General features: G+C 55.0%; 1 protein-coding gene. It reads right to left on the bottom strand.

The window, feature by feature from the left end:
* Window positions 1–2,725: non-ribosomal peptide synthetase (locus ABRS97_RS27840; protein ID WP_367859145.1), on the bottom strand; the 2,725-nt coding region annotated here is incomplete at both ends.

Raw genomic sequence — 2,725 nt, forward strand, 5'->3', positions numbered from 1 at the left:
AATGGTGCCGTCCGGCAGCCATTTCGCGAGATCCCCAGTGCGATACATCCGCTCGCCTGGTGCAAACGGGTTCGGCACGAAGGTCTCCGCCGTCAGCTCAGGCCGGTTCGCGTAGCCCCTCGCTACACCGTCGCCGCCGACACACAGCTCGCCCGGTACGCCGACCGGCTGCAGTTGGCCATGCTTGTTCACGATGTACGCCGTGGAATTGCTAATCGGGCGTCCGATCGGGATGCTTCCTTCATAGTCGCGCTCAATCGGGAACGTCGTGGAGAACGTGGTGTTTTCCGTCGGCCCGTAGCCGTTGATCAACCGCAGTCCCGGACACTGGCTGCGCACGTGGTTAATGTGGCTCGGCGACAACGCGTCACCGCCTACCAGCAGTTGGCGCATCCCGGTGAACAGCGCCGCATTTTCTTGCGAGAGCTGATTGAACAGCGGCGAAGTGAGCCACATCGTCGTGATGCGGTGCTTCGCAATGAACGCGCCAAGCTGCTCGCTATCCAGGATGACGCTCTTATCGGCCAGATAGAGTGTGCCGCCATTCAACAGTGCCCCGAAGATTTCAAACGTGATCGCGTCGAAACCGAGCGCTCCCGTCTGCAAAATGCGCTCATCCGCATGCCACTGCACGTAGTTCGTTTCTTTGACCAACCGGACCACGCTGCGCTGCTCGATGAGCACCCCTTTCGGCTTGCCCGTGGAACCGGACGTGTAGATGACATACGCGAGATCGCGGGGGCCGCCTATCTGTTCCAGATCAAATGCGTTGTTACCCGTAGGGGCATCCTCATCGCCAAGGAGAATAGTTTGAACAGTGGCAAATGCCTCCGTCTGCTCAAGCAGATGCCGCTCTGTCAGTACAATACGCGCCCCGCTGTCTTCAAGCATGAACTTCTTGCGTTCCGCCGGAACATCTAGATCGAGGAGCAAGAATGCGCCTCCGGCCTTTAGAATGCCGAGCAAACCCGCGATGAGCTCCAGTTTATTGTCCGCCATCAGGCCGACGACAGCGTCAGGAACGATCCCCTGTGCCATCAACTTCCGCGCGAGCCGGTTTGCTTGATCATTGAGCTGACGGTACGTCAGCTGCTGATCTTGCCAAACGGCAGCCGGATGATCAGGCGTGTGCCGGACTTGCCGCTCAAACAGGGCGGCAATGGTCAGCTCACTTGGATAATCCGTTGTCGTTGCGTTGAAGCCAGCGAGAATTTGCCCTTTTTCTTCTTCCGAAAGCATATCGAGCTCCGCCAGTTTCCTTGCCGGTTGCTCCACGATTGACGCCAACAGTTCGAGGTAATGGCGGCCCATGCGTTCCACCGTTTCCCGCTCAAAAAGATTCGTGCTGTACTCGATATGAATGGACAAGTTGTTCGCCGCTTCCTTCGCTTCGAAAGACAGGTCGAATTTGGAAATATGATTTTCTACCGCATACGGCTCAAATATTAGTTCATCGAATTGAGCCTCCGGCACATCCATATTTTGCACCATAAACATCGTGTCAAAGAGCGGATTGCGGCTTATATCCCGCACAATGTTCAGCTTTTCGAGCAGCGTTTCGAACGGATACTCCTGATGGGTGTACGCCTGCAGCGCATTCAATCTGACTTCGGCCAGAAACTGCGTGAAGGTTTTATCGCCCTCCGGCTGATTTCTCATCGCAAGTGTGCCGACGAACATACCCATGATGCCTTCCACATCGGCATGGGTTCTTCCCGCAGTCGGCGTGCCCACAAGGATGTCATCTTTCCCCGAATATTTGGAAAGCAGTACGTTGTATGCGGCAAGCAGCACCATATAGAGCGTTGTTCCCGTTTCTGCTGCAATGCGTTTTACGCCTTCCAAAATGCCAGATTCCGCCTTCAGCGTGATATGGTCGCCTTCAAAGCTTTGCACCGCAGGTCTTGCGAAATCGGTTGGCAGCTCCAGTTGCGGAATCTCCCCAGCTAACGCGTTCAACCAGTAGGCTTCTTGCTGTTTCAGTTTCTCGCTTTGCAGACTCTCGTGCTGCCATACGGCAAAATCTTTGTACTGAACGGCAAGCTCAGGCAGCTCTGCCCCATGGTACAAGGCTGTAAATTCTTTGACGAGGATCGACATGGAAACCCCATCCGAGATGATATGGTGCATATCGCACAGGAACAGATGATGCTCTGCGGCAAGCCCAATCAATCCGACGCGGAGCAGCGGGGCTGATTGCAGATCGAACGGCTGAATAAATTGGCGGATCAGCTCCTCGACCTCAATCGGAGATCGCTCTGCCCCATAAGCCTCCGAATAGCCAATCTCAAACGGAACAGATGCGTGCACCCGCTGAAAAGGCTCTCCATTCACAGTTTCGAACGAAGTCCGCAGTGTTTCATGGCGTTCGATCAAACGGCTGAACGCCTCTTCCATGCGTTTTCTGTCAAGCTGCCCTTTCAAAGTAAATACGCCGGGCATATTGTAACTTGTGCCTGCGCCCTCAAATTGATGGACGATAAACATCCGCTTTTGGGCCGAGGAAAGAGGGTATACGTCCTGTTGCGGCGCGGAGGTAATCGCCAAATACCCGCTGCCTTCAACGCCCTCAGCTTCAATATAACGAGCCACCGCTTCAACGGTCGGCGTTCCAAATATCAAGCTTAACGGCACTTCCACTTCGTACGCCTTGTGCATCGCAGTGATGAGCGACATCGCCTTCAGCGAATGCCCGCCCAGCGCGAAGAAATCATCCAGCACCCCC

This window comes from Paenibacillus tabacirhizosphaerae (assembly GCF_040812395.1).
Classification (GTDB): Bacteria; Bacillota; Bacilli; order Paenibacillales; family NBRC-103111; genus Paenibacillus_E.